Source organism: Curtobacterium sp. MCLR17_055, from assembly GCF_003234305.1.
In the GTDB taxonomy this organism is placed as follows: Bacteria; Actinomycetota; Actinomycetes; order Actinomycetales; family Microbacteriaceae; genus Curtobacterium; species Curtobacterium flaccumfaciens.
Genome location: NZ_QKSX01000006.1, coordinates 56,462 through 79,133, shown reverse-complemented (window position 1 = coordinate 79,133; position 22,672 = coordinate 56,462). Strand labels below are relative to the sequence as shown.

Genomic DNA, 22,672 nt, shown 5'->3' with positions numbered 1-22,672 from the left:
GGTCACGGCATCGCGCTTCTCGTCCATCCGGGGGCGCTGCTGGGCGTCCGGACGGGTCCGACCGGTAGACGTGGAGCTGTGCAACAGATCGGTGTGGGCGGAGAACGGTTCGACGGGGTCAGCGAGATCGCGGTGCTCCGCGGCGGGGGACTGGGCGACCTGATGTTCGCCCTCCCGGCGGTCGAGGCCCTGGCCGCCGCGTACCCCGGGGCCCGGATCACGCTGCTCGGGGCACCGTCAGCGCGGCCGGTGCTCGAGGGCCGGACCGACGCCGTGCACGCCTTCGAGCAGCTCCCCGTCGTCCCCGGCGTCCGGGACTCCGGCGAGGGCGCACCGACCGAACGGGACTTCTTCGACCGGCTGCACGGGCGCTTCGACCTCGCGGTGCAGGTGCACGGCGGCGGCCGGAACTCGAACCCGTTCCTGCTCCGGCTCGGGGCCCGTCACACCGTGGGCACCGCCACCGAGGACGCCGAGGTCCTGGAGCGGTGGGTCCGCTACGTCTACTACCAGCACGAGGTCGTCCGAGCACTCGAGGTGGCCTCGCTCGCCGGTGCCGAACCGGTCACCCTCGACCCCCGACTGCACGTCCCCGAGGCCGCGCGGGCCGGGGTCCGGCAGCGCCTCGGCGTCCGGGGACGACTCGTCGCGATCCACCCCGGCGCCACCGACCCGCGTCGCCGCTGGAGCCCCTCCCGCTTCGCCGTGGTCGCCCGTGCCCGGCTCGCCGCCGGGGACGACGTGGTGCTCGTGGGTGACGACTCGGACGTGCCGGCGTCGTCCGCCATCGTCGCGTCGCTGCCGCCCGAGCTGCGGGAGCGTCTGCACGACCTCACTGGGTTGCTGCCACTCCGTGAGCTCCCCGACGTCCTGGCCGCCGCCGACGTCATGGTCGGCGACGACTCCGGCCCACGGCACCTCGCCGTCGCCGTGGGCACCCCGACCGTCGGCGTGTTCTGGTTCGGCAACGTGATCAACGCCGGGCCGTTCGACCGTGGTCGGCACCGCGTGCACCTGTCCTTCGTGACGCAGTGCCCGGTGTGCGGCACCGACGTCACCCAGGTCGGCTGGACCGCCGAGCGGTGCGAGCACGACCCGTCCTACGTGGACCAGGTCGAGCCGGAGGCCGTCCTCGCCGACGTCGAGGACCTGCTCCGCACGCTCTGACGAGCCTCGCACCGTGCGAGCTTCGGTCTCGTGCGCACGCCGTCACCCCGTGCGCGGTTGCCCGCTGCGTGCGGCGCTGCAAGCGCGCACCCAGCCGTCAACGCTGCACCAGGCGACGCACCGCGCACCGTGCACGGAACGCGACCGGACGCCGGACGGGAGGCCCGCTGCCAGCCCGCAACGCGCCTCCCGGCCGCACCGTGCGCACGCCGTCACCCCGTGCGCGGTTGCCCGCTGCGTGCGGCGCTCGAAGCGCGCACCCAGCAGTCAACGCTGCACCAGGCGACGCACCGCGCACCGTGCACCGTGCACGGGACCCGGCACGCGGACACACGGGAGGCGCGGTGCCAGCCGGCACCGCGCCTCCCGTCCGTCAGCGGCGAGCGACTACGGCCAGCTCGGCTCCGTCGCCGGCATGATCGACAGCTCGCGGATCTCGCAGCCGGCCGGCTGCGACAGCGCGAAGATGATCGAGTTCGCGACGTACTCCGGCTCGATGAGCTGCGCGTCCGGGCCCGGCTTGTACTGCTCGGTCCGGTCGGCGAAGAAGTTCGTGCGCATCCCGGCGGGGATGATGTTGGTCACGCCGATGCGACCGGCGGTCTCGGCGGCCAGTGCCTGCGAGAACCCGCGGACGCCGAACTTCGACGCCGAGTACGCGGTGCCGTCGCCGACGCCGCGCAGGGCGAGCGACGACGAGATCGTGACGACGCGGCCGTGCGTGGCCTCGAGGGCGGGCAGGGCGGCGCGCACGGTCGAGGCGGTGCCGATCAGGTTGACGCCGACGATCTGCTCCCACTTGCCGGACGAGATCGCGTCGATCGGGGCGGGGGTGTCGATGCCCGCGGCGGTGACGACGGCGTCGAGGCCGCCGTGCCGCTCGGCGGCGTCACGGACCGCCTGCTCGACGGCGTCGGTGTCCGAGACGTCCACGGCGACGGCGTCGACGCCCTCGGGGACGGCGTCGATCCGCAGGTCGAGGACGATCGGGGTGCCGCCGGCCTCGGTGACGGCGGCCACGACGGCGGCGCCGAGTCCGGAGGCGCCGCCGGTGACGAGGACGCGGCCGATGGGGGTGGTGGGGACGGGCATGGATGTCCTTTGTGTAGTGGAGCGGGAAGTGGTCGAGCAGGTGTGTGACGGCGGACGGACGCTCAGCCGACGCGTTCGATCGCGGCGGCGAGCCGGGTGGTCGACCGGCCCGGGTGGAACGGCACGGTGACGACGCGACCACCCCACTCGGCGAGGGTCGCCGTCTCGGGCAGTTCGCTCGCGGTGTAGTCGCCGCCCTTCGCCCAGACGTCCGGTCGGAAGCGGCGCAGGGCCTCGTCGGGGGTGGACTCGTCGAACACCACGACGGCGTCGACGCAGTCGAGCGCCAGGAGCAGCTCGACCCGGTCGTCCTGGGTCATGATCGGCCGGTCGGGGCCCTTCAGCGCGCGGACCGACGAGTCCGAGTTGAGGCACACGACCAGGCAGTCGCCGAGTGCACGGGCGGCCGACAGGGTGCGGGCGTGCCCGGCGTGCAGCAGGTCGAAGCAGCCTCCGGTCGCGACGACGGTGCCGCCGGCGCTCCGGACGTCGTGCACCAGGCGCATGGCGTCCCGGTCGGCCCCGGGCACGGCGAGCGGCGCGGGACCGTCGTCGGCGAACAGCGCGGTGACGCCACCGGCGGCCAGGTACTCGGACGCGGCGACCACCCCGGCGGAGACGGCGTCGGGGACGTCCGCCCCGGACGCCAGCGCGACGGCGACGCCCGCCGCGAGCCGGTCGCCGGCACCGCAGGGGTCCCCGGCGCTGACGGACGGAGCCGGCACGAAGCGGCTGTCGCCCTGGGCGTCGGCGAGCAGCGCGCCGCGGTCACCCATCGTCACGGCGACGGCGCCGGCCTGCCACTGCTCGACGAGCCGGGCGGCGGCGACGGTCGCGAAGGGCACACCGTGTCCCTCGACGTCGGTGAAGCGTCGTGCCTCGGCCGCGTTCGGGGTGGCCACCGTGGTGCCGGGGACGGGGGCGGCGCCCTTGGGGTGCGGGTCCCAGACCACCGGCAGGCGCTCGGCCGCACGGGTGAGGGCGTCACGGAGTGCCGGGGCAGCGGCGACCCCGCGGCCGTAGTCGGCGACGACGATCGCGTCGACGCCGTCGAGGGCGGCGATCATCGCGTCGGTGGCACCGGGCACGGGCGGGGTCGCGCAGCCCTCGTCGATCCGGACGAGGGCGTGGTCGACGACGCGCACGCGGGTCTTCACGGGGGTGGGGACGCCGGAGGGTCCGGCGACGATCGTGACCTCGGGGAGCAGGTCGCGGATCTCCTGGGCACGGCCGTCGTCGCTCAGGACGGTGACCAGGGTGACGTCGTGGCCGTCGCGGGCGAGCATCGTCGCGACGAGTCCGGCACCACCGGCGCGGCGGTCGTCGGTGGCGACGTCCACCACGGGGACGGGGGCGTCCGGGCTCAGGCGCTCGCTCGTGCCGGACACGTCGACGTCGAGCAGGGTGTCCCCGACGACGGCGATGCGGAAGCGCGGAGAGGCGGCACGGCCACCGGCAGCACCGGAACGCGGAGCGACGGCAGCGGGCCCGCTCATCGACGGCCCCCGCGACGCAGCGTCGGCTCCATCGCCTTGCAGAGCGCGTGCACCAGGACGAGCTGCGCCTCCTGCACGTTGGCGGACGGCCCCTCGATGCAGATCGCGTCGTCGACCAGGTCGGCGAGCGGGTTCGGCCCGGAGCCGGTCAGCGCGAGGGAGCGGGCACCCACGGCACGTGCGGCCTCGGCGGCCCGCAGCAGGTTCGGGCTCTTGCCACTCGTCGACAGCAGCACGAGGACGTCGCCGGCCCGGGCGTGCGCCGACACCTGCCGCGCGAACACCTGGTCGTAGCCGTAGTCGTTCCCGATGGCGGTCACGGCGGAGGTCTCGGCGTGCAGCGAGATGGCCGAGTACGCCGGTCGGTCGCCTTCGAAGCGGCCGGTGAGCTCGGACGTCAGGTGCTGCGCCTCGGCAGCGGAGCCGCCGTTGCCCGCGGCGAGCAGCCGACGCCCGGCGACGAGCCGCCCGGCGATGTCGTCCGCCCACTCGGCGATGTGGTCCCGGTGGTCGACGAGGGAGGCGATCACGGGGACCGACGCCGCGACGTGGTCGACGACGACGCGGGCGCTGTCCGTGACGGCGCGGTCCTCGAGCCCGGTCTGCTGGTCGATGGTCATCGTGCGGTCCTCTCCGTCGACTGCGCGGCGCGGGTGACCCGGCCGGCGTGGGTGGTGCGCGAGCGGCCGGCGGCGGGCCCGGTGGTGCTGGCGGACGAGGTCGTGCCGGCGAGCAGGCGCTCGTAGACGCGCTCGCTGTCGGCCGCGACCTTCTGCCAGGTGTAGCGGGACTCGGCGCGCTGTCGACCGGCTCGGCCGTACGCCTCGCGGCGCTCCGGGTCGTCGAGCAGTGCGCCGACGGCCTCGGCCACCGCGGTCTCGTCGCGCGGCGGCACGTGCAGGCCGGTGGCGTCCTCGACGACGGTGTCGATGAGCCCGCCGACGCTCGACGCGACCACCGGGCGGCCGCAGGCCATCGCCTCGAGCGGCACGATGCCGAACGGCTCGTACCAGGGGGCGCAGACGACGACGTCGGCGCTGCGGTAGACGGCGGGCATGTCGTGCTGCCCGAGCTGCCCGCGGAACGTCACGTGGTCGCGCACGCCGAGCGACCGGGCGAGTGCGTCGAGGCGCTGGTACTCGGGGTCGTCCACCAGGTCGGCACCGGCGACACCGGCACCGCCCACGACGACGAGTTCGACGTCACGGCCCTGTTCGACGAGCGCGGCGAGTGCGGCGATCGTCGTCCCGACGCCCTTCCGCTGCACGAGTCGCGAGGCGGTGAGCACCCGGAGCGGACGGTCGCGCTGCTCGACGGGGCCGTCCGGACGGAAGAGCGACACGTCGACGCCGCACGGCACCACGGAGATGCGGTGCAGCGGGACACCGAGGGCCTTGAGCTCGAACGCCTCGTCCGAGCAGGTCGCGACGACCTGGTCGACGCTCCGGCCGACGGCGGGTTCGACCCACTCGCGCTCGGCTGGGCTGGTGTCCGCGGCACCCTGGTGCCGGCGCTTCACGACACCCAGGGCGTGGAAGGTCTGCACCACCGGGATCCGCACCCCACCGGTCCGGGCCTGCACCTGCGTCACCGCGTCGAGGGCGGCGTGGCCCGACATCCAGAAGTGCGCGTGCACCACGTCGGGACGGTCGAGGAACCACTCGGCGGCGAGCACCGACGCGAACGTCCCCATGAACGGGAACAGCTCGTCCTTCGGCACGGCACGCGCGGGACCGGCGTCGACGTGCACGACGTCCACACCGGGGCGCAGGGGCACGCGGACGGGCTGCGACGCGTCGTCGCGTCGCGTGTAGACGGTCACGTGGTGGCCGCGGTCGGCCAGTGCACCGGACAGTTCGGCGACGTGGACGTTCTGCCCACCGGCGTCGACCCCGCCGAGCACGGCGAGCGGACTCGCGTGCTCGGACACCATGGCGATCTTCATCGCAGGCTCCCTTCGAGCGCGGCTCCCGCCGCACGGTTCCGTCGCGCACCGCGCGCGACGGCGTCGTCGAGCAGGTCGTCCCAGTCGGCCAGGAACCGACCGAGCGCGTGCCGTGCGAGCACGGCCTCACGCGCCACGAGCCCCCGTCGGCGCGCCTCGTCCGGGTCCTCCAGCAGCAGCCTGGAGGCCCGCACCAGCTCCTCGACGTCGGTCGCGATCGCCCCGGCCTCACCCGGGACCGTGCGGGCCGCGTCCGTCGTCGCGAGCACCAGGACCGGCATGGCCATGTGCATCGACTCGATGAGCGACAGGCCGAGCGAGGTCCAGCGGTTCGGGTGCACGTAGGCCCGCCGTTCGGCCAGCGCCGCGTGCATGGGGTCGGCCTTGACATCGCCCTGCGCGACCACGCGGTCGCCGAAGCCGAGCTCCGGCAGCCGTTCGGTGCCGATGCCCCAGACGTCGACCGGGGCGACCTCGGCGAAGCGGGGGAGCAGGTCGGTGCCGACGACACGGTTGCGCCGGACGGGTTCGTTGATCACGACGCCGAGGCGCTCGAGCGCACCGGTGTACAGCGGGCCGGGGTCGACGACGCCGTGCTCGACGACGGTGGTCCGGGTGGTGCCGCAGTCCCACATCAGGGCGTTCCAGTGCGTCACGTGCGCGATCGTCAGGTCGTCGCGGTCACGCATCGGGTGCAGGCTGTTCGGCACGTCGACCCGGGGGGCGTTGTGCTCCACGAAGACGATCGGGACGTCACGGCCGCCGAGCAGACGACGGGCTTCCTCGAGCTCCTCGGTGCGCTGCAGGACGACCACGTCGACCTCGGCCTCGGCGACGTCGGCCGGGTCGATCTCGATCGCGGAGTCCGGCCAGGCGCGGCCGCCGCGGCCGAGTCCCCAGGCGTCGCGCGCCGGGGTGGTCGGGATGAGGTACTCGTGCTGGCCGCGGACGAAGGCGTCCATCCAGCCGCCGTGCACGTGCCACACGAGGATCCGCATGCAGGGCCTTCCGGTCGGTGTCGATGAGGTCGCTCCCCACCGCCGCCGGAGCAGCAGGAGAAGGAGCAGGAGAAGCAGTGGCGCACGCTACGCAGCGCCTTCTGGGCCGCCCCGCAGACTTCTCCGATCAGTCCGCGAAACGCGGTCGAGGAGCCGCTCGTGGGCCTCCAGGACGTCCGCGATGCGCACTCCGGACAGGCACGGGTGGCCGGGGACCGGGCACTCGCGAGCGCGGCTGAGCCGGCACGGTGCGGCCTGGTCGCCGAGCAGTTCGACCAGCGGGGCGTACGGCGCCCACTTCACGGCGGGGACGACGGGCGAGAACAGGCTCACGATGGGCGCCCCGACGGCCGCGGCGAGGTGGGCCGGACCGGTGTTCCCGACGACGACGACCTCGGCGCCGGCGAGGACGGCCGCGAGTTCGGCGGGGCTGGTGCGTCCGCCGAGGTCGATGCCGGTGTCGCCCGCCACGGCGGCGGTCAGTGCGCGTTCGCCGGGGGAGCCGGTGACGACGACGGGGACGCCGCGCTCGGCGTAGGCGGCGACGAGCGCACGGTGGTGGGACTCCGGCCACGACCGTGCCGGGACGCTGGCTCCGGGGTGGACGACCACGTAGCGGTCGAGACCGGCCACGGGCGGGGGCGGGACGGCGTCGTGGCGCACCGCGAGCCTCCCGTCGTCGTCCGGCGGCAGCCGGAACCCGGCCGCCTCGGCGATCCGCAGCGCGCGCTCGGGCTCGGGGAGGTCCTCGGGCAGGTCCTCGCCGGGGCGCAGCCGCACGTCGAGCAGCGACCCGGGGTGGTCGACCGAGGCCCCGGAGACCCGGGGGACCCCGGCCAGGCGCAGGAGCAGCGCGAGGGGCAGGGGCGACTGGTGGAAGGACGTCAGGACGACGGCCTCGTCGGGCTGTTCCTCGGCGACCAGCGCGCGGAACTCGGCGAGCAGGGCGTCGTCGATCGGGCGTGCGGTCTCGGTGACCCACGGTGCCGCCCACACCCGCACCCGGTCGATGCCGGGCAGCAGGTCGGCGGCCGGCGCCCCCTGCGGTCCGCACAGCATCGTCACGTGCGCGGCACCGGCGGCGATCGCGCGGACCGCGGGGCCGGCGACCAGGACGTCGCCGAAGGAGTCGAGTCGGGCGACGAGGACGCGCCGACCGGCGTTCACGCCCGGTCCGCCACGCTGCCGACGTGCTCGAGCACCAGGGTGACGGCCTCGTCCAGGTCCGCGGCGACGGTGTCGGCCTCGTCGATCTCCTGGGCGCGGGTGCGCGGGGTGGGCACGAGGATCCCCTGCGCGCCGGCGTTCCGGGCGGCCTGGACGTCGGCGCCGATGTCACCGACGACGACGATCGACTCCGGCGGGATGCCGAGCCGCTCGGCGGCGTCGAGGACCATCCCGGGCCGGGGCTTCCGGCAGGCGCAGTCGTCGCCGGCGTCGTGCGGGCAGACGCACCACACGTCGAACGGGCCGACGAGCTCGTCGACCCGGGCGTTGGTGGCGTCGACCTGTTCGCGCGTGGCCATGCCCTTCGCGATCACCGACTGGTTCGTGACGACGCCGAGCTGCAACCCGGCGGCACGCGCCCGGTCGACGGCGCGGCGGGCACCGGGGACGGGGACGACCAGGTGCGGGTCGGCGTTGTACGGGACGTCCACCACCAGGGTGTCGTCGCGGTCGAGGAGCAGGCCGCGGATGACGCGGTCCGGTGCGAGGGCCATGCTCCGTGACTACCGGTCCACGGCCGGGGACCGCCCCAGGAAGAGCCGCGGAGCGCGGTCCCGGCAGGACCGTCAGCCTGTCGGGTCTACCGTCGCGGCGGTGACCGCCCTCGAGAACCTGCCCGACCCCGACGGACGCCCGGAACTGCTCGTCCTCCGTGCCATCAAGCTCGGCGACCTGCTCGTCGCTGTCCCCGCACTGCACGCGCTCCGCCGCGCGTTCCCCGACCACCGCATCACCCTGGCCACCACGGCGTGGCTGGCGCCGGTCGTCGAACTCGTGCCGGCGGTGGACGTCCACCTGGCCCAGCACGGTCTCGACCACCCGATCGCGGTGCCGCACGGTGCCGTCGACATCGCCGTCAACCTGCACGGCGCCGGCCCGGAGTCCTCGGACCTCGTCGCCGCGCTCGCCCCGCGCCGGGTCATCGGGCACGCCGACCCGACCCACGACTACCAGGGCCCGGAGTGGCCGGACGACGTGCACGAGCGCGACCGCTGGGCGGACCTGCTCACGTGGCACGGCATCCAGGCGGACGCCACCGAGGTGCACATCGACCGCCCCGCCGAGCCGCCGGTGGTCGCCGACGCGGCCGTCGTGCACGTGGGCGCCTTCCACGGTGCGCGGCACTGGCCGACGGACCGCTTCGCCGACGTGGTGCGCGGACTGCGTGCGCGCGGTGCCGACGTGGTCCTGACAGGAGGCTCGGACGACGTCGTGCGCGCCCGTGCCGTCGCCGACGCGGCTGGCCTGGCGCCGGAGGCGGTCCTGGCCGGCACCCTGGACCTGCAGGCCTTCGCCGCGGTGATCGCCGCGGCGCGGCTCGTCGTCACGGTCGACACCGGCGCTGCGCACCTGGCGACCGCGTACGGGGTGCCGTCGGTCGTGCTGTTCGGCCCGGCCCCGCCCGAGGCGTGGGGCCCGCCGTCGACCGGTCCGCACATCGTGCTCACCGACGCCTCGGTCCGTCGCGGCGACGTCTTCGCCGAGGACCCGGACCCGGCGATCCTGGCCGTGACCGCGGACGACGTGCTCGGCGCGGTGGACCGGCTCCGGGTGACCGCTCAGGCGGCCGGGCGGTAGCGTCGACCGAGAGCCACCCGGACCTGCCGGACGCTCGGAGGGAGTCCTTCGTGTTCGAAGCCGCGAACATCCGTGACTGGATCGGTCTGCCGGTCGTCGACGAGGCCGACGACAAGGTCGGCACGCTCGAGAGCATCTACTACGACACCGCCACGTCCGAGCCGGCGTTCGGTGCCCTGACCACCGGCATGGTCGGGTTCCAGAAGCTCGTCTTCGTCCCGCTGTTCGGCGCCACCGTCGCCCCGAAGCACCTGCGTGTGACGTTCCCGAAGAAGCTCGTCAAGGACGCCCCGTCGATCTCGACCGATGGCGAACTCGACGCCGCGACCGAGCCCGAGCTGTTCCAGCACTACGGGCTGGAGTACCGCACCGGCAGCGGTGGCGAACGCCGACTCGGACGCCGCTGAGCCCGTCCCGCCCCACCCGACCGACCCCACCCGACCGACCGATCCGCCGCACCCGCCCGGAGGCCGCAACTGCTCCGCACCGCCCGTACGACGCTGCTCGCCGCCATGGCGGCGGTCGCCGTCGTCGGGCTGGTGGTGGCCGGGGTCGCGGCACCGGGGCCGGTGGAACGGGCGTCGGCCGCGCCGATGTGGCCCGTCCCGCAGCCCTACCCGGTGCCGGACGACCCCACCGAATCGCTCGCCGACCTCCCGCCCGGCAGCGAGTACGTCGCCCTCGGCGACTCGTACTCCGCCGGCTACGGCCTCGGCGACCGGACCCGGCTGCCCACGAGCGCGTGCGTGCAGTCGGCCCGTGACTACCCGCACCGGCTCGCGGCGCGGTTCGGCCTCGACCTGACCGACGTCACGTGTGCGGGCGCCACCAGCGAGGACGTCACGACCGGACACCAGTTCACGGGCGTCCCCCCGCAGATCGAGTCGCTGTCGTCGCGCACCCGGCTCGTGACCCTGACCATCGGCGGCAACGACGCGGACCTGTTCGGCACCGCCGCGTCGTGCCTGGCGATCTCGGCCGACGGCCCGGTGTTCTCCGGACGTGACGCGCCGTCGTGCGAGAGCACGCTCGTGCAGGACGGTGAGGACCAGCTCAGCGTGAAGATCCAGTCGCGGGTCGCGCTCGGGATCGCCGACACCCTCGCAGCGGTGCAACGGGCCGCGCCGAACGCCGTCGTCGTGTTCCTCGGGTACCCGGCGATCTTCCCGGACGCCGAGCACACCCCGGCGAAGGGCTGCTTCCGCTCGGCGCTCGACCTCGGCACGCTCGCGGGATCGTTCCCCTCGGACACCTTCCCGTTCACCGACGACGACGTGGCGTACCTCCACGGCGTCCAGGAGGAGCTCGACGCCGTGTCCGCATCCGCCGCCGACGCCGCCGGGGTGCGGTTCGTCGACGTCCTCGAACGCACCGAGGCCCACTCGGCCTGCGCCCCGGCGGACGAACGCTACGTCGCCGGCGTCAGCCTGACCGGCTCGAGCGACCTGCGACGCATCGACCTCAAGGCCGGCGCCCTGCACCCGAACGGCCGCGGTGTCGCGTACCTCACCGACCAGATGGCCGACGCGATCCGGGAACTCGCCGGCTGACCCGTCCGGACCCCGCGCTGTCCGTGTGCGCCGCCGGAGGGACGACACACACCGGAGCCGCCGTCTCACGGACGACGTCGTGGAGCAGTGCGCCGGACAACACCCGCACGTGCCCCCGTCCGAGCACCACGAGCGACGCCCGCCGGGTGCGCGATGCGATGGCGTGCCCCGGGTGCCCCTCGACGAGCAGCGGCCGGATCCGTACTGCAGGGAACCGCGCGGTCAGGTCCTCGGTGACCCGCTGCAGCAGTTCGGCGTTCCGGGCGCGCCACCGCAGGGGATCCTCGGCGAAGTCGGTGAGCCCGGTCCGGGTCAGCACGGGCATCTCCCACGCCCGGAGCAGCGTCAGTCGTCGGTGCAGCCGGACGGCCTCGGCCACGGCGATCGAGACGGCCCGTTCGTCGATCGGTTCCTCGACGGCCAGCACCACGTCGCCGTCGATCGGGTGCGGTCCCTCGGGGACGATCACGGTCGGCACGGCCGCACGGACCGCGACCCGCGCCGGGTCGCCGCCGGCGGTCGAACCCCGTCGGCTCCGGAAGGTCCCGATCACCAGGAGGTCACCGCCGTCGGACTCCTCGACCAGGGCGGTGGCGAACGGCCCCGCGTGCCGGTGCACCTCGACGGTCACTCCGGGCAGGGCGGCGCGCGCGGCCTCAGCCAGGCGGTCGGCGACCGGTCCGGGGCCCTCGATCGCCGGGTCGGCACCGATGATCCGGATCCGCTCGATCCCGCTGTCCGCGCGGGCGGCGATCCACCGCAGCGCCTCGTCGTGCGGCATCGCGGCGTCCGCGGCCAGCGTCACCGTCGTCCATCGTTCGTCCATCCCGATCGGCCTCCTCCATCGCAGGTCCTCCGGGGGCGTCACACGGCGCTCCGTGCGCCACAGGGTACTCCCGGCGCGGACGTGGGGAACCGGCGGTGGAACCGGGCACGTCGGTTGGTGCGCGGCGTGTGTGTGGTGATCCGGGCCTCCCGGCCGGGTCTGCGTAGTCTCGGGACGTGGTCGTGAGCGCCGGACTGTTGCTGCACCGGACCGGTCCGTCCGGGCCCGAGGTCTTCCTCGCGCACATGGGCGGGCCGTTCTGGCGGAGCCGGCCGCGTGGCTGGTCGATCCCGAAGGGGCTGGTCGAGGCGGGCGAGGAGCCGCTCGGCACCGCGCTGCGCGAGTTCGCCGAGGAGATCGGCGTGCCCGCACCGGTGAACGCGGCCGACCTGACCGACCTGGGGGAGTTCCGGCAGGCGTCGGGCAAGCGCGTGCGGGTCTTCGCGGCACGGGCGTCGGAGTTCTCGGTCGACACCGTGCGGAGCAACACCGTGCGGCTCGAGCTCCCGCGTGGGTCGGGGCGGTTCGTGGAGGTGCCCGAGGTGGACGACGCACGGTGGGTCGGCCTCGACGAGGCGCGGGAGCTGGTGGTCGCCGGCCAGGTCGCTGCGCTCGACGCCCTGGTGGCGCGCGGTTCCTGACGCGCCGACCATTTTCGTCGAGGGGTCACGAACTGTCGTCCGGCGGCCCTCCATCCGACACTTCTCGGCCACCCGGCGACCGGCACGCGGCAGGTCGTGACCACTCGGCGAGACCTTCTCGGCTGTGTCGGACACCGGACACGAGCCGCGCCCGCTGGATAGTCTGAGGGGGTGTCGGGTTCTCCGGCGCCACAGTAGGGGAGCACACATGCGGCGCTGGCGCGCGGTCACGGCTGGGCTGACGGCCCTGGCACTCGGAGCAGGACTCGCGATCGGCGGCGCGACGAGTGCGTCGGCGGAGCCGGTCGGCAACTGGGGGACCTTCACCCTCAGCGGAGCGAGCCGGGCCTACACCGGCACGATGACGCTCGCCGGGTTCCCCGAGACGACCTTCACGTCGGACTCCCGGCAGTCGACCGTCGTCAGCGGGGCATCGACCTGGCAGTCGGCGTCGACCCCGTCGGGCGCGGTCTACGGGACGAGCCGCGGCAAGACCTACATGAACCAGCGGCCGAACGTCGACTCGCCCACGACCGGCGCCTCGACGACCACCTACACGTTCGCCGAGCCGACGCCGGGTGCCCAGAGCTGGTCGTTCGTGCTCGGCGACGTCGATGCCGATCGGGCGACCATCTCGGCCACCGTCTCCGGGGGCGGTGCCGCGACCGCGGAGCAGCTCGGCTACGTGAGCTCCTACAACTCGTGCTCGGCGGCCGTCGCCGGAGGGCCGTCGTGCACCGCCGACCCCGACGGCACGACCGGGCAGGACCGGCCCACCTGGGACCCGGCCACCCGGACCCTCACGGGCAACACCGGCGCGGTCGACACCGCCGGTGCGACGGCCTGGTTCACGCCGACCGTGTCGCTCACCAGCCTGACGATCACGTACCAGCAGCGCAGCGGGTTCCCGGTGTACCAGACCTGGTTCGCCAACCGCACCGCCGCGATCACCGGCACGGCGACCCTCGACGGAGCGCCGATCCCCGGGGCGATCGTCCGTGTCACCGCTCCGCGCGGCACCGTCTACACGACGACGACCAACCCCGACGGCACCTACGCGTTCCCGCAGCTGCCGGTCATCGCGAACTACCGCGTCGAGATCACCCCGCCGGACGGCGCCGAGGGTCCTGACCAGCCCACGAGGGTCTCCCTCGCCCAGGCAGGCTCACCGGGCGGCGTGGACCAGCAGGCCGACTTCGCGTTCACGTCGCCGGAGGACACCGTGTCGGTCATCGGCACCGTGGTCGACGAGGACGGCCGACCGGTCTCGAACCTCGAGGTCGTCATCACCGACCCGGACTCCGGGGACGTCCTCGTCGACACCACGACGAACAGCGACGGCGTCTACACCGGCTCGGACCTGCCGGCGGACACCGACCTCGACGTGTCCGTCGCCGACGAGCCACCCGTGACCATCACGACCGGCGACGTCGACGCGGCACCCGCGGTCCCCGACGAGATCGACGCCCCGGCCGCCGTCGTCGCGACGGTCGCGGGTGTGGTCTCGCTCGACGGTGCACCCGTGCCCGCCGGAGCGGTGGTCGAGCTCCTCGACGGCACGGGCCCTGTGGTCGCATCGACGGAGACCGATGCGGACGGTCGCTACGTCTTCGCCACCGCGGCCGGCACGTACACCGTCCGGACCGAACGGCCGGAGCCGGGGGCGACCGGGGCGACCTCGAACACCGGTGTGACGGCCGTCGCCGCCGAGCGCGCTGCGTCCGACCTGCCGTTCGCCTCCGCAGCCCCCGCAGCCGAGGTCACGACCGACCAGCCCGGCACGGTCGCCGACACGAACGGCGAACCGGTTCCGGACGTCGAGGTCGTCGCGACTCCGACGGACCCACAGTCCGGCGAACCCGTGTCGGTCGTGACGAACGACGACGGTGCGTTCGACCTGACCGGCCTGGAGCCCACGACCGAGTACGTCGTCTCGGTCGACGTCGAGGGGGCCGAGACGGCGACCGTCGTCACCCCGGAGTCCGGGGCCGCGACGCCGCTGGCGTTCGTGGTGCGGGCCGCGGCGGGTCCGGCGCCGGCTCCAGCTCCGTCGCCGTCGCCGTCGCCGAGTGGCTCTCCTTCGGCGGCTCCGACCGGCCCCGCTGCCGGCTCGGGCTCGGGCTCTGGCTCCGCGCCGGTGTCGGGCCAGGGCGACGCGGGGGACGGTGGACCGCTGGCGTACACGGGGGCGGACCTCGGGCCGGGGCTCATCGCCGCCGGGGTGCTCCTGCTGATCGGGGCGGCCCTGCTGACCTACCGCGCGGTTCGCAACCGCCGCCGCACGGACCACCTGCAGGACTGACCAGGCTGCGGCCGCGGTGGCGGCGGCCGCAGCGGTCGCGGTCGCACAACACGCCGCCCGCGGCCGCCGAGGGGCCACGAACCGTCGCCCGCCGACCCGCCAGACGACAGTTCGTGCGACCCCGACGCACCGCCAACGGCATGTCGTGACCACTCAGCGCCGGGCCGCACGCCTTCGTCGCGGTCGCACAACACGCCGCCCGCCTCCACCGAGTGGTCGCAAACCGTCGCCCGCCGACCCGCCAGACGACAGTTCGAGCGACCCCGACGCCCGACCAACGGCATGTCGTGACCACTCGAGGCCCGGGCACCGCGCGCGTCCCCGCAGCCGCACGACATGCCCCCCACGTCCGCCGAGGGGTCAGAAACCGTCGCCCGCCGACGCGTCAGGCGACAGTTCGTGCGACCCCGACGCCACGCCAACGGCATGTCGCGACCACTCGGCGAACGCACCCGCGCCCGCGGCCCGGGCACCGCACCGCCCCTACCGCGTCCGCGGCCGCCGCACCGAACCCGTGACGACACCGATCGACCCCGTGACCGTCTGGATCGCCCGCCCGACGACCGGCACGGACGTGGTGACGACCGCGAGCGACGACGTGATGGCCTCGATGGACGAGGTCGACAGGTGCTCCTGCGCGTGCGAGTGCACCGGGAACCCACGGCGCGCCAGCACGACGACCCCGAGCGCCCCGACCAGCACCGCGGCACCGGCGAACGGCAGGTACTGCAGCCCGACGATCCCGAGGGCCTGCCCGCCGAACGCCGCACCACCGGCGATGCCGATGTTCGACGCCCCGTTGACCAGCGCGCCGGCGATGTCGGGGGAGACGCCTCCGGCACGGATCGCCGCGGCCATGAAGAGCGTGCCGGTCGTGCCGTTCGCGGCCATCCAGATGCCCGCGACGACCATCGTCCCGATCAGGGAGCCGTGCACGAACGGCATCGTCGCGAAGGCCACGACCATCACGGCGACCGAGGCGATCAGCGTCTGCCGGGGCGCACGGTCGACGAACATGCCGGCGAGCCAGAGCCCGACGACACCGGTGCCACCGAGCACGAGCAGCGCCCCGCTGACCATGCCGGCGTCGAGCCCGGCGTCGATCGCGTACGGCCCGATGTAGGTGTAGACGACGTAGTGCCCGCCGAACAGCAGCATGTCGGCGATCACGACGGACAGCAGTCCGGTGCGCGCCCAGGCCTTCGGCGACCCGATGTGCGGCGACGAGGCACCGCGGACGGCGGGGAGGAACAGCAGGGCGACGACCGCGAGTGCCGCTGCGGCGACCCCGACGGAGAACACGGCCTGGCGCCAGCCGATGTGCTGTGCGACCCAGGTCGCGACGGGCACACCGAGCACGAACCCGAGCGAGCTGCCCGAGTACACGAACGCGATCGCGCGCCCAGCCAGCCGCGGTGGCACGATCCGGGTGGCGTACGCCGAGGCGACCGAGAAGAACAGCGCGTGCGCGATGCCGCCGACGACGCGTCCGGCGCAGACGACCGCGAAGGACGGCGCGAACGCGACCATCAGGTTCGACACGGTGTAGCCGACGAGCGTGGCGACGAGCACGGTCTTGCGGGGCAGCTTCGCGGTGAACGCGGTGAGCGGCAGCGCGAGGAGCGCGACGGCCGCGGCGTACACGGTGATGACGATGCCCATGGTGGCCTCGGTCACGCCGAGGTCGGCGCTCATCGTGCCGAGCAGCCCGACGGGCATGAGCTCGGTGGTGATGGCGAAGAACGTGGCCAGTCCGAGCACGGCGATGCCGACGATGGACTGGCTGGTGACGGTGATCGGCCGCGTGTGGGTCGACACGGCCGAGGTGGTGGTGTTGGTGGACACGCTGCTGACCTCCTCCGAGGCACGGTGGAGCGCGCGACGATGCCGATCGTTCTGACGGCAGTGACCGGGAGGGTCTGCGGGGCGCGCTCGCTGGCGGATGTGGATGATGTGGGTACGACTCCACGACGAGTGCGCTCATCCAGTGTTGCACGATGGAACGACTCTCGCGAGGGCATCCAGCAAATACATCGGAGCGCTCCAACGAAACACTCAGGTACTGATCGCCCGCTCAGTACTCGTTCGTCACCCGGCCCTGGACCCCGCCGCCGCGCAGCTCGATCGTCAACGTGCCGCTCCTGGACTGCGCCGACATCGACACCGACCCGTGCAGCGCCGCCTGCCGCGGGAAGCACGCCGTCGACGACTCGATGCGGTCCGCCGTCGCCACGAGACAGATCGTCGACCGGTCGGTCCCGATGCCGGCCCAGACGTTCCAGGGGGTCTCGGCGGTCCCGCCGTCGAGCGCCCGGTTCGTGAAGACGAGTCGCGTCGTGTGCAGGCTCACCGGCGCAGCGACCGGCCCCGGCAGCTGGTCGGCGTACGTCTGCGGGACGTCGAGCAGCTGTTCGAGCGTGATCGTCCCCGCTGTCGGCGTGACGCTCGGCGCCGCGGCGACGTCCGGTCGCGCGGTCCCGACGAGCGTCCCGGCGGCGAACGCGACGCCCACCGCGGCAGCCGCGCCGCCCGCGATCCAGGCGCGTGGTCGCTCCGTCCACAACCACCGCCGCCACCGGGTCCGTCCGGTCGGCTCGGCCTGGAGGCCCGGCTCGTTCCCGCCGTCGCCCCGCGCGTCGTCGACGTGGTCGCCCCCACCGCCGTCGGTCGCCTCCGACACGTCGGCTCCGGCAGGCACCGCCGCCGCGCCGGCGGGCAAGGACACGACCGCCGCGTCAGCGGGCGAGGACACGGGCACCGGCACGGGCCCTGGACCCGATCGCGTCGCGGACGGGACGGACGTGCGGACCGGACCCGGGCCTCCCGGCAGGAGATCCCGCGCCGTCGCGACCGCACGCACGCGGGGTCGTCGTCCGCGTTCCAGGTCCTGTAGTGCGATCCGGGCGCGCGCCGCGTCCGCCGGGCTCGATCCTGCTCCCCAGGCGACGGCCTCGAGCCGTGCCCGTTCCGCTGCCACGTCGTCGTGGGCCATGCGCACTCCCGCTCTGCCGGTCGCGTGGACAGGTCCATCGTGGCACCGCCGAGCCGTGCGCGCGCACCCAGAACGAGGGAGTAGGCGTGGTGCATGAGCACCGACCCCATGCCGCAGCACGACGCCGACGCCGAGACCCTCGAGCCGCTGAGCCACGACACCCAGTCCGGCGAGGCCGACTACGTCGCGACCAGCCCCGGCGGCGCCGGCACGGAACGTCACGTACCGACCGCCGACGAGGAGCAGGGCCGCGGCACCGAGTACGACCCGGTCGACCAGGGACCGCAGCAGGAGGGCCAGGGCGGCTAGCGGACCACCCGTCGCAGCACGGCGCGTTCGCCGGAGGTCCAGGCCGCACTCGTCACGACGTACAGAGCGGCGGCGAGCGGTGCGATCGCCGCGAACACGACCGTGACGAACGGCATGTACCGACCCACGGCGGCGGTCGCGGCGGCGCCGGGGATGCCCGGCTCCGGTGCCGGCACCGGGTTCCAGTGCGCGTTCGACCGGCGGCTGAGCTCGACGACGACCGCGAGCACCGCGAGCAGGACCAGCACCACCCAGGCGTGCACCCACAGCGGCGACGTCAGGGTGACGACGAGCGAGTGGCCGAGTGGGACCCCGACGAGCGTCGCCTCCAGCAGGGCGTTCGTGGTGCCGCCGATCGAGGCGTGCGTGAACAGGGCGTAGACGAGCGACACGACGGGTGCCTGCGCCAGGACGGGCAGGCAGCCGGCCAGCGGCGAGACCTTCTCGTCGGTGTACAGCTGCTGCATCGCCCGCTGCAGGCGCTGGGTGTCGCGGCCGTACCGCTTCCGCAGCGCCGCGAGCTGTGGTGCGAGGCGCCGGCGGTCCCGCTCGGCCCGCACCTGCAGCACGGACAGCGGGACGAGCACCAGGCGGACGGCCAGGGTGAGGAGCACGACGGCGATCGCCGCGGCGAACGAGCCGGCGACGGGGGAGAGCGCCGCGGTGAGGGCGGTGACGAGGTCCGCGCCGCCGTGCAGCAGCGGGCCGACGAGGGGCAGGGTGGACAGGTCCATGACGGTTCCGATCGGTGGTGGGTCAGCGGGGTGCGCGAGCGGCCCGGCCACCGGTCGGTGGTCAGGCCGGGGTCGCAACCCCCGGTGCCCGTGAGCGGACGTGGCCGTCGGCGTCGGGGTGGCTCCACCCGATCCGGGTGACCAGGTCGGGTACCGCCGACCGGTCCGACACGGACGCCGATCCGACCCCGAGGACGGCTGCCAGCACCGCGACGAGCAGCCGGGCGACGACGACGGTCACGGCGACCGCGGTCAGCCCGAGTGCCGCCACGGCCAGCAGGGGCAGCACCCCGGCGGCCGGGTCGCCGAGCACCAGCGCGGCGGTGGCGCGGAGCAGCAGCAGGACGGCGGTCATGGTCCGTTCAGCGTAACGCCCGCGTGCCGTCGAGGACCGGAAGGTGCGGCGGGGGAGGATCACGGCATGACCGCAGGTTCGCCGAGCACCCCAGCGACCGTCGCGCTCGAGGCGGCCGGGGTCTCGTACACGCCACACGTGTACGAGCACCACGAGAGCGCCACCAACTTCGGAGAAGAGGCGGCCGCCGCCCTCGGGCTGCGCGAGGAGCAGGTCTTCAAGACCCTCGTCGTCTCCGTCGACGGCACCCTCGCCGTCGCGATCGTGCCGGTGGCGAACCGGCTCGACCTCAAGGCGATCGCCGCCGCGGTCGGCGGCAAGAAGGCGACGCTGGCCGATCCCACCCTCGCCGAGAAGCGCACGGGCTACGTGGTCGGCGGCATCAGCCCGGTCGGCCAGAAGACCCGGCTCCGCACCGTCCTCGACGAGTCGGCGCTGTCGTACGCGAGCATCTTCGTGTCCGGCGGACGTCGCGGCTTCGACGTCGAGGTGGCACCGGCGGACCTCGCGCGGATCACCGAGGCGGTCGCCGCACCGATCGCGCGGACCTGAGTCGAGTCGCCGCAAGTTTTTTCGGCACCCGGGAATGACCCGGGCCCTCCTGCGTTGCATTGAGTCGAAGGCACTCAAGTTCCCCAGGAGGTCCCTTTGCCAGAGACGTTCGGCCCGACCGGTAGCAACGACTCGTTCGACGAGTTCCTCGCCCGCCTGCTCGCGGCACAGCGCACCGGTGACCAGCAGCGCGTCCGCGCGTTCGGTCGACCGGTCGACATCACCCGGCTGCTCAGCCGCCGGACCCACGAGCTGCTCCAGCACACCGCCGAGTACGCGGTCGCGCAGGGGCAGCGCGAGATCGACGCACTGCACATCCTGCACGTGCTCGTCCGCACCGAACCGTTCGACGCCGTCGTGCGTTCCGCCGGGGTCGATCCCCAGCGACTCGCCGAGGAGATCGAGCAGCGCCTGCCGATGGCGCACGAGCCGCTCACCGAGCAGACCGGCCGCCCGGCGCTGACCGCCACCGCCCAGCGCATCCTCGTCGAGGCGACGCAGGCCGCGCGGGGCTTCGGCAGCACCTACACCGACCCCGAGCACGTCTTCTTCGCGCTCGTGATGGACCAGGAGACCGTGACCGGCCAGCTGCTCGCCAGCGCCGGGATCACCCCGCAGGTCATGCAGGACTACGCCCAGCAGGCCGCGGCAGCAGCACGAGAGGGGCGCCCCATGCCAGGAACGAACGACGCCGTCGGCACCGACCAGGCCACCGACAGCGACACCCCGACGCTCGACCAGTTCGGCACCGACCTGACCGAGCGCGCCCGTGACGGGCACGTCGACCCGGTGATCGGCCGCGCCGACGAGATCGAGCAGACCGTCGAGATCCTGCTCCGCCGCACCAAGAACAACCCGGTGCTGATCGGTGAGCCCGGCGTCGGCAAGACCGCGATCGTCGAGGGCCTCGCCCAGCGCATCGTCGACGGTGACGTCCCCGCCCTGCTCCAGGGCAAGCGGGTCGTCGCGCTCGACCTGCCCGGCATGCTCTCCGGCACCCGCTACCGCGGCGACTTCGAGGAGCGCCTCACCAAGGCGATGGACGAGATCGCGGCGCACGCCGACGAGCTCATCGTCTTCGTCGACGAGCTCCACACCGTGGTCGGCGCCGGTGGCGGCGGCGAGGGCGGCTCGATGGACGCCGGCAACATCCTCAAGCCCCGGCTCGCCCGCGGCGACCTGCACCTGGTCGGCGCGACCACGCTCAACGAGTACCGCCGGATCGAGAAGGACGCCGCGCTCGAGCGCCGGTTCCAGCCCGTCACGGTGGGGGAGCCGAACGTCGAGGACGCCGTCGCGATCCTGACCGGCCTCGCCCCGCGCTACGAGGAGCATCACGGCGTCGGCTACACGCCCGAGGCGCTCCGCGCAGCGGTCGAGCTCTCGCACCGCTACGTGACCGACCGACACCTGCCGGACAAGGCCATCGACCTCATCGACCAGGCCGGTGCACGCCGTCGCCTCGCCCTGTCGGGCGACGTCGACGTCGAGGCACTGCGTGCCCAGGTCACCGACCTGACGGCCCGCAAGGACCGCGCGGTCGCCGAGGAGCACTACGAGGAAGCGTCCGACCTGCGTGACGAGATCGTCGGACTGGAGGCCCGGATCACCGCCGCCTCGTCGGCGGACGCCAGCCGCGCCTCCCGTCCGGAATCCGCGGACGCGTCGATCACGGAAGCCGACATCGCCGCCGTGGTGTCACGCGCCACCGGGATCCCGGTGACCCGCCTCGGCTCGGCCGACAAGACGCGGCTCGCCGCGCTCGAGTCCGAGCTGCACGACCGCGTCGTCGGCCAGGACGACGCCGTACGGGCGATCGCCAAGGCGGTGCGGCGCAGCCGGACCGGCATGGGCGACCCGCGTCGTCCGGTGGGCAGCTTCCTGTTCCTCGGCCCGACGGGCGTCGGCAAGACCGAACTCGCGAAGGCCCTGGCGTCGTCGCTGTTCGGTGACGAGTCCGCCATGCTCCGCTTCGACATGAGCGAGTTCGGCGAACGCCACACCGTGTCCCGCCTGGTCGGTGCCCCTCCCGGGTACGTCGGCTACGACGAGGCCGGCCAGCTCACCGAGCGTGTCCGCCGCAACCCGTACTCGGTGATCCTGCTCGACGAGGTCGAGAAGGCCCACCCGGACGTCTTCAACCTGCTGCTGCAGGTGCTCGACGATGGTCGCCTCACCGACGGGCAGGGGCGGACGGTCGACTTCCGGAACACGGTCGTCATCATGACGTCGAACATCGGCTCGGAGTTCCTCGCCTCCCGCTCGGGAGCGCTCGGGTTCTCCCCGGTCGGTGCGACGGACGGCTACGCAGAGGACGACCTGCGGGCCCGCGTCATGGGCAAGCTGCGCGAGGCGATGCGGCCCGAGTTCATCAACCGCATCGACGAGATCGTGCTGTTCCGCAAGCTCGACCGGTCCCAGATCGCGTCGATCGTGTCGCTGCTGCTGCAGGACACGGCGCTCCGGCTGGTCGCACAGGACATGCTCCTGTCGGTGTCCGACGCGGCGGTCGACTGGCTCGCCGAGCACGGGTACGAGCCGGAGTACGGCGCCCGCCCGCTCCGTCGGCTCATCCAGCGCGAGGTCGACGACCGCATCGCGACCCTGGTGGTCGAGGGCGGGGTCACCGCGGGCGACACCGTGCGGATCGACGTCGAGGGCGATGCCCTGACGGCGAGCGTCGCGGAGCACGCGGCGGTCTAGTCCGGTCGCACGCACACACGAAGGCCCGGTACCGATTCGGTACCGGGCCTTCGGCGTGCGCGGACCGCCGCGGTGCGCGCCGCCGCCGCGCACCGTGCGTGCTCCGTCACACGGTGCGACGTTGCCCGCACGGTGCACGGCTGCGATCCCGCACCGAGCGCGCAGGCTGCCACCGGCCCGCGGACGACGCACGGTGCAGCCGGGA

21 protein-coding genes are annotated in these 22,672 nt (G+C 73.9%); 9 read left to right on the top strand and 12 right to left on the bottom strand.

The window, feature by feature from the left end; translation table 11 throughout:
• Window positions 1-78 precede the first annotated feature (78 nt).
• The gene (locus tag DEJ09_RS06890) at window positions 79-1,167 is read left to right on the top strand and encodes a glycosyltransferase family 9 protein (RefSeq protein WP_111088018.1); all 1,089 of its coding nucleotides are present in this window, start codon (window positions 79-81) and stop codon (window positions 1,165-1,167) included.
• A gap of 387 nt (window positions 1,168-1,554) precedes the next feature.
• Here DEJ09_RS06890 and DEJ09_RS06885 read toward each other — a convergent pair whose 3' ends face one another.
• The 7 genes from DEJ09_RS06885 to DEJ09_RS06855 form a co-directional block, all read right to left on the bottom strand.
• On the bottom strand, window positions 1,555-2,259 hold the full coding sequence (locus DEJ09_RS06885; RefSeq protein ID WP_027465581.1) for an SDR family oxidoreductase: 705 nt from the start codon (window positions 2,257-2,259) through the stop codon (window positions 1,555-1,557).
• Window positions 2,260-2,321: 62 nt separating this feature from the next.
• Window positions 2,322-3,755: a PfkB family carbohydrate kinase gene (locus DEJ09_RS06880; RefSeq protein ID WP_258373820.1), complete on the bottom strand. Its 1,434-nt coding sequence runs from the start codon at window positions 3,753-3,755 to the stop codon at window positions 2,322-2,324.
• On the bottom strand, window positions 3,752-4,375 hold the full coding sequence (locus DEJ09_RS06875) for an SIS domain-containing protein (protein WP_035808290.1): 624 nt from the start codon (window positions 4,373-4,375) through the stop codon (window positions 3,752-3,754). Before DEJ09_RS06875 ends, DEJ09_RS06880 begins: the two co-directional genes overlap by 4 nt.
• Window positions 4,372-5,700 (bottom strand): glycosyltransferase, encoded by a 1,329-nt coding sequence (locus DEJ09_RS06870; RefSeq protein ID WP_111022893.1) that lies wholly within the window; start codon window positions 5,698-5,700, stop codon window positions 4,372-4,374. The genes DEJ09_RS06875 and DEJ09_RS06870 overlap by 4 nt, the downstream gene beginning before the upstream one ends.
• Window positions 5,697-6,698, bottom strand: a complete 1,002-nt coding sequence (locus tag DEJ09_RS06865) for a glycosyltransferase (RefSeq protein ID WP_111088017.1) — start codon at window positions 6,696-6,698, stop codon at window positions 5,697-5,699. Before DEJ09_RS06865 ends, DEJ09_RS06870 begins: the two co-directional genes overlap by 4 nt.
• Window positions 6,699-6,785: 87 nt before the next feature.
• Window positions 6,786-7,865 (bottom strand): glycosyltransferase family 9 protein, encoded by a 1,080-nt coding sequence (locus DEJ09_RS06860; protein WP_111088016.1) that lies wholly within the window; start codon window positions 7,863-7,865, stop codon window positions 6,786-6,788.
• Window positions 7,862-8,419 carry an HAD-IIIA family hydrolase gene (locus tag DEJ09_RS06855; RefSeq protein ID WP_071403859.1) on the bottom strand — a complete coding sequence of 186 codons (558 nt, stop codon included), beginning with the start codon at window positions 8,417-8,419 and terminating at the stop codon, window positions 7,862-7,864. The genes DEJ09_RS06860 and DEJ09_RS06855 overlap by 4 nt, the downstream gene beginning before the upstream one ends.
• 100 nt (window positions 8,420-8,519) lie before the next feature.
• On the opposite strand from DEJ09_RS06855, the gene DEJ09_RS06850 reads away from it, so the two are divergent.
• From DEJ09_RS06850 to DEJ09_RS06840, 3 genes are all read left to right on the top strand, one after another.
• Window positions 8,520-9,503 carry a glycosyltransferase family 9 protein gene (locus DEJ09_RS06850; RefSeq protein WP_111088015.1) on the top strand — a complete coding sequence of 328 codons (984 nt, stop codon included), beginning with the start codon at window positions 8,520-8,522 and terminating at the stop codon, window positions 9,501-9,503.
• Between the two features lie 50 nt (window positions 9,504-9,553).
• Complete coding sequence (locus tag DEJ09_RS06845; protein WP_027465587.1) at window positions 9,554-9,910, top strand: PRC-barrel domain-containing protein; 357 nt, start codon at window positions 9,554-9,556, stop codon at window positions 9,908-9,910.
• 105 nt (window positions 9,911-10,015) lie between these two features.
• On the top strand, window positions 10,016-11,053 hold the full coding sequence (locus DEJ09_RS06840; RefSeq protein WP_111088014.1) for an SGNH/GDSL hydrolase family protein: 1,038 nt from the start codon (window positions 10,016-10,018) through the stop codon (window positions 11,051-11,053).
• Here the strand turns inward: DEJ09_RS06840 and DEJ09_RS06835 are convergent.
• Window positions 11,010-11,879, bottom strand: a complete 870-nt coding sequence (locus DEJ09_RS06835) for a universal stress protein (RefSeq protein WP_111030082.1) — start codon at window positions 11,877-11,879, stop codon at window positions 11,010-11,012. The genes DEJ09_RS06840 and DEJ09_RS06835 overlap by 44 nt on opposite strands.
• Window positions 11,880-12,055: 176 nt before the next feature.
• Between DEJ09_RS06835 and DEJ09_RS06830 the strand changes: the two genes are divergently transcribed.
• Window positions 12,056-12,520 carry an NUDIX domain-containing protein gene (locus tag DEJ09_RS06830; RefSeq protein WP_258373818.1) on the top strand — a complete coding sequence of 155 codons (465 nt, stop codon included), beginning with the start codon at window positions 12,056-12,058 and terminating at the stop codon, window positions 12,518-12,520.
• 208 nt (window positions 12,521-12,728) lie between these two features.
• Entirely contained in the window at window positions 12,729-14,822 is a 2,094-nt protein-coding gene (locus tag DEJ09_RS06825; RefSeq protein WP_111088013.1) for a collagen binding domain-containing protein, read from the top strand.
• Between the two features lie 483 nt (window positions 14,823-15,305).
• On the opposite strand, the gene DEJ09_RS06820 is transcribed toward DEJ09_RS06825, so the two are convergent.
• The gene (locus DEJ09_RS06820; protein ID WP_111088012.1) at window positions 15,306-16,667 is read right to left on the bottom strand and encodes an MFS transporter; all 1,362 of its coding nucleotides are present in this window, start codon (window positions 16,665-16,667) and stop codon (window positions 15,306-15,308) included.
• A gap of 229 nt (window positions 16,668-16,896) precedes the next feature.
• Window positions 16,897-17,547, bottom strand: coding sequence for a hypothetical protein (locus DEJ09_RS06815; protein ID WP_146245688.1), 651 nt, complete (start codon window positions 17,545-17,547; stop codon window positions 16,897-16,899).
• 360 nt (window positions 17,548-17,907) lie between these two features.
• On the opposite strand from DEJ09_RS06815, the gene DEJ09_RS06810 reads away from it, so the two are divergent.
• Window positions 17,908-18,123: a hypothetical protein gene (locus DEJ09_RS06810; protein ID WP_027465592.1), complete on the top strand. Its 216-nt coding sequence runs from the start codon at window positions 17,908-17,910 to the stop codon at window positions 18,121-18,123.
• Here DEJ09_RS06810 and DEJ09_RS06805 read toward each other — a convergent pair.
• Together DEJ09_RS06805 and DEJ09_RS06800 are read right to left on the bottom strand one after the other, a co-directional pair.
• A complete protein-coding gene (locus DEJ09_RS06805) occupies window positions 18,120-18,857 on the bottom strand; it encodes a membrane protein insertase YidC (protein ID WP_111088010.1) in 738 nt (245 codons plus the stop codon). The two genes, DEJ09_RS06810 and DEJ09_RS06805, sit on opposite strands and share 4 nt — an antisense overlap.
• Window positions 18,858-18,918: 61 nt before the next feature.
• Entirely contained in the window at window positions 18,919-19,212 is a 294-nt protein-coding gene (locus DEJ09_RS06800; RefSeq protein ID WP_110863747.1) for a hypothetical protein, read from the bottom strand.
• 66 nt (window positions 19,213-19,278) lie between these two features.
• Between DEJ09_RS06800 and ybaK the strand changes: the two genes are divergently transcribed.
• Both ybaK and DEJ09_RS06790 read left to right on the top strand, forming a co-directional pair.
• Window positions 19,279-19,764 carry a Cys-tRNA(Pro) deacylase gene (gene ybaK, locus DEJ09_RS06795; RefSeq protein ID WP_111088009.1) on the top strand — a complete coding sequence of 162 codons (486 nt, stop codon included), beginning with the start codon at window positions 19,279-19,281 and terminating at the stop codon, window positions 19,762-19,764.
• A 96-nt stretch (window positions 19,765-19,860) separates the two neighbouring features.
• Window positions 19,861-22,467, top strand: a complete 2,607-nt coding sequence (locus tag DEJ09_RS06790; protein ID WP_111088008.1) for an ATP-dependent Clp protease ATP-binding subunit — start codon at window positions 19,861-19,863, stop codon at window positions 22,465-22,467.
• Window positions 22,468-22,672 lie beyond the last annotated feature (205 nt).

Coding starts and splice junctions, on each gene's coding strand:
- DEJ09_RS06855 (WP_071403859.1), bottom strand. CDS start 8,419: ATGGCCCTCGCACCGGACCGCGTCATCCGCGGCCTGCTCCTCGACCGC.
- DEJ09_RS06870 (WP_111022893.1), bottom strand. CDS start 5,700: ATGAAGATCGCCATGGTGTCCGAGCACGCGAGTCCGCTCGCCGTGCTC.
- DEJ09_RS06875 (WP_035808290.1), bottom strand. CDS start 4,375: ATGACCATCGACCAGCAGACCGGGCTCGAGGACCGCGCCGTCACGGAC.
- DEJ09_RS06835 (WP_111030082.1), bottom strand. CDS start 11,879: ATGGACGAACGATGGACGACGGTGACGCTGGCCGCGGACGCCGCGATG.
- DEJ09_RS06825 (WP_111088013.1), top strand. CDS start 12,729: ATGCGGCGCTGGCGCGCGGTCACGGCTGGGCTGACGGCCCTGGCACTC.
- DEJ09_RS06840 (WP_111088014.1), top strand. CDS start 10,016: ATGGCGGCGGTCGCCGTCGTCGGGCTGGTGGTGGCCGGGGTCGCGGCA.
- DEJ09_RS06800 (WP_110863747.1), bottom strand. CDS start 19,212: ATGACCGCCGTCCTGCTGCTGCTCCGCGCCACCGCCGCGCTGGTGCTC.
- DEJ09_RS06865 (WP_111088017.1), bottom strand. CDS start 6,698: ATGCGGATCCTCGTGTGGCACGTGCACGGCGGCTGGATGGACGCCTTC.
- DEJ09_RS06880 (WP_258373820.1), bottom strand. CDS start 3,755: ATGAGCGGGCCCGCTGCCGTCGCTCCGCGTTCCGGTGCTGCCGGTGGC.
- DEJ09_RS06810 (WP_027465592.1), top strand. CDS start 17,908: ATGAGCACCGACCCCATGCCGCAGCACGACGCCGACGCCGAGACCCTC.
- DEJ09_RS06805 (WP_111088010.1), bottom strand. CDS start 18,857: ATGGACCTGTCCACCCTGCCCCTCGTCGGCCCGCTGCTGCACGGCGGC.
- ybaK (WP_111088009.1), top strand. CDS start 19,279: ATGACCGCAGGTTCGCCGAGCACCCCAGCGACCGTCGCGCTCGAGGCG.
- DEJ09_RS06885 (WP_027465581.1), bottom strand. CDS start 2,259: ATGCCCGTCCCCACCACCCCCATCGGCCGCGTCCTCGTCACCGGCGGC.